Raw genomic sequence first — 2,471 nt, 5'->3', positions numbered from 1 at the left:
GGGCAGGGGCTGCGCGGCCAGGAGCAGGCCCGGCACCAGCAGCGCGAAGCAGAGGGCGGAGGTCAGTCGATTCACCGGGGTGGTCCTCTTGGGAGACGGAAAAAGGCGCGGGCAGCCTACCCGGCCCGGGCGCCCCGCCAAGGGCGAAGGGCGCGCATGAACCAGCGGACATGCGAGCGTGTTCCCGTCCGCGTGCGTCCCCTTCCCGCGTTCGAATCTGTTATCGCCTTCCCCCATGCCGACCCTCTCTCTTCCCGCGGACAAGGCCGACCGGCTCGCGCAGCTCTCCGTGATGTATGGCGAAGCGGTGCCCCACAACCAGGCGCTCGGGCTGCGGCTGGTGGACGTGGGCGCCACGGATGCGACGGTGGTGATGCCGTATTCGGACGTGCTGGTGGGCAACCCGGAGACGGGTGTGGTGGCGGGCGGCGCGGTGACGACGCTCATCGACGCGACGTGCGGCACCGCCGTGCTCGCGCGGATGAACGCCTTCGCCCTCATCGCCACGCTGGACCTGCGCATCGACTACCTGCGCCCCGCGCGCCCGGGCCTGGAGCTCACCGCGCACGCCGAGTGCTACAAGGTCACCCGGCTCATCGCCTTCGTGCGCGCCCTGGTGCACCAGGGAGACCCGGCGCTGCCGGTGGCCTCCTCGCAGGGCACCTTCATGCGGGTGGAGGACTGAGCGCCATGAGCACGCCCTCCCTGCCGCTCGCGGACCTGGTGCGCACGGTGCGCCAGTCGCGCGAATACCACCGCCTCACCGACGCCATCCCCTACACGCGCTTCATGGGCATTGGCGTGGAGAACCTCGCCGGGGAGATGCTCTGCCGGATGAGGTACGCGCCCCACCTCATCGGCAACAGCATGCTGCCCGCGCTGCACGGCGGCGCGCTGAGCGCGCTCCTGGAGTCGACCGCCGTGTTCGAGCTCCTGCTCCAGACGGACACCGAGCGCGTGCCCAAGGTCATCTCCAGCACCGTGGACTTCCTGCGCTCGGGCAAGCCGCAGGACACCTTCTCGCGCGCCTTCATCACCCGCCAGGGCCGGCGCGTGGCCAACGTGCGCGTGGAGGCATGGCAGGACGACCGCACGCGCCCCATCGCCAGCTCGCACGCCCTGTTCCTGCTCGCCGAGTCGTGACGCCCCGCGGGCCTCCGGGCCCGCCGTCAGCGCTTGACGACGATGCGCCAGGTGCGCCGCGCACCGCCCTCGCCCCAGACGAGCAACGTCGTCTCCCCCGGCTTGAGCGCGGAGAGCACCACCGCCTCCGCCCCCTCCGTCTCCACGTCCACGACAGAAGGGTCTCCCAACGCCACGCGGGTGAGGGCCGGCACCTTCAGCGTGTGCTTGCCGCCCACCTTCAACGTGAGCGTCTCCTCCTTCGCCTGGGGTGAAGCCTCCGCCTTCGCGGGCGCGGGGTCCTTCGCGGCCGCGGGCACGGCTCCGAGCAACACGGTCCACAACGTGAGGGCTGCGATGCGTGGCGCCACGGGCATGACCTCCAGGTGTCACCGGCGAACGCCGGAGTCGCCCCAGCGTCGCATGCGCCCGCACCCGACGTCTCAGCGGGGGACACGTCATCCCCAGACATTCCTGAAAACAGCACTGACATTGTTACAGCGTCGTTCCCATTTCTACAGGGCCCAGGCGGCGTCGCGCAGCGGACAGCGTGCACCGGCGCACGGTGTCCCTCCCCTGGATCCGCCCGGTGCACGACAGCGGATCCGGTAGCAGGTCGTAGTGGGCGCGCGTCAGTGAACAGGAGCGCACGTTCGCGGCGCTCGGCACGCTGCCTGCTAGCTCACGGGCCTGGCACCGAGGCGGGGTCCCCCATGAGTGAGCGCGAGTCGACGAAGCTGCGGGAGTTGAAGGAAGCCGCATATGCCCTGTACCAGAAGGGCCGGTACGCGGAGTGCGCGGAGACGTACTCGCATCTGGCGAAGCTGCTGCCACGCGACCCGAACGTGCGCGTGCGACTCGCGGAGGCGTGCCGGCGCGCCGGACAGCGGACCCAGGCCATCGCCGCGTACCGGGATGCAGCGGAGGTGCTGTTGTCACTGGGTTGTGAGTCCCGCGCGAGGGGTGCGCTGAAGGTCGCGCTGGAGCTGGACCCGAAGGACCCCGTCCTCCAGATGGAAGTGGGGCGGCTGGGCCAGGGCCTGGCGTGTTCGACGGCGCTGGAGGACGAGCAGCTCTACAGCTCCGCGAATGACGCCTTCGCCCGGCCCCTCCTCACGGCCGTGCCCCCGCCGCCGCCTCCGGCCTTCGTGCTCAACGCCGCGCAGGAGATCACCCGCGTCGTGGCCGTGCCCGTCGTGCCGTCCATCACGCCCGTGAACGTCTCCGGAGCTCGGGAAGCCCGGAGCGCGTCGCCGGTGAGGACGCCGGGGGTCGGCTCCGGCCCGGGACGGGAGGCCGTGCTGCCCCATCCCCGTCCCGCCGCGCAGCCCTCGTCCCCGGTTCCGAGC

4 protein-coding genes are annotated in these 2,471 nt (G+C 71.4%); 3 read left to right on the top strand and 1 reads right to left on the bottom strand.

From position 1 onward, the window contains the following. The first annotated feature begins 235 nt into the window (after window positions 1-235). Window positions 236-685 (top strand): PaaI family thioesterase, encoded by a 450-nt coding sequence (locus D7V93_RS41735; protein ID WP_120648524.1) that lies wholly within the window; start codon window positions 236-238, stop codon window positions 683-685. A 5-nt stretch (window positions 686-690) separates the two neighbouring features. Continuing rightward, window positions 691-1,143, top strand: coding sequence for a PaaI family thioesterase (locus D7V93_RS41730; protein WP_208723326.1), 453 nt, complete (start codon window positions 691-693; stop codon window positions 1,141-1,143). Window positions 1,144-1,169: 26 nt separating this feature from the next. Here the strand turns inward: D7V93_RS41730 and D7V93_RS41725 are convergent, their stop codons facing one another. Continuing rightward, window positions 1,170-1,493, bottom strand: a complete 324-nt coding sequence (locus D7V93_RS41725) for a pilus assembly protein N-terminal domain-containing protein (RefSeq protein ID WP_158623977.1) — start codon at window positions 1,491-1,493, stop codon at window positions 1,170-1,172. Between the two features lie 342 nt (window positions 1,494-1,835). On the opposite strand from D7V93_RS41725, the gene D7V93_RS41720 reads away from it, so the two are divergent. Then, window positions 1,836-2,471 (top strand): BTAD domain-containing putative transcriptional regulator (locus D7V93_RS41720; protein WP_279636997.1); only part of this gene is annotated, 636 nt, incomplete at its 3' end.

This window comes from Corallococcus llansteffanensis (assembly GCF_003612055.1).
Classification (GTDB): Bacteria; Myxococcota; Myxococcia; order Myxococcales; family Myxococcaceae; genus Corallococcus; species Corallococcus llansteffanensis.
Note: the sequence above shows the minus strand (reverse complement) of the source record. Positions and strands in the feature narration are given on the sequence as shown.

Coding starts and splice junctions, on each gene's coding strand:
- D7V93_RS41735 (WP_120648524.1), top strand. CDS start 236: ATGCCGACCCTCTCTCTTCCCGCGGACAAGGCCGACCGGCTCGCGCAG.
- D7V93_RS41730 (WP_208723326.1), top strand. CDS start 691: ATGAGCACGCCCTCCCTGCCGCTCGCGGACCTGGTGCGCACGGTGCGC.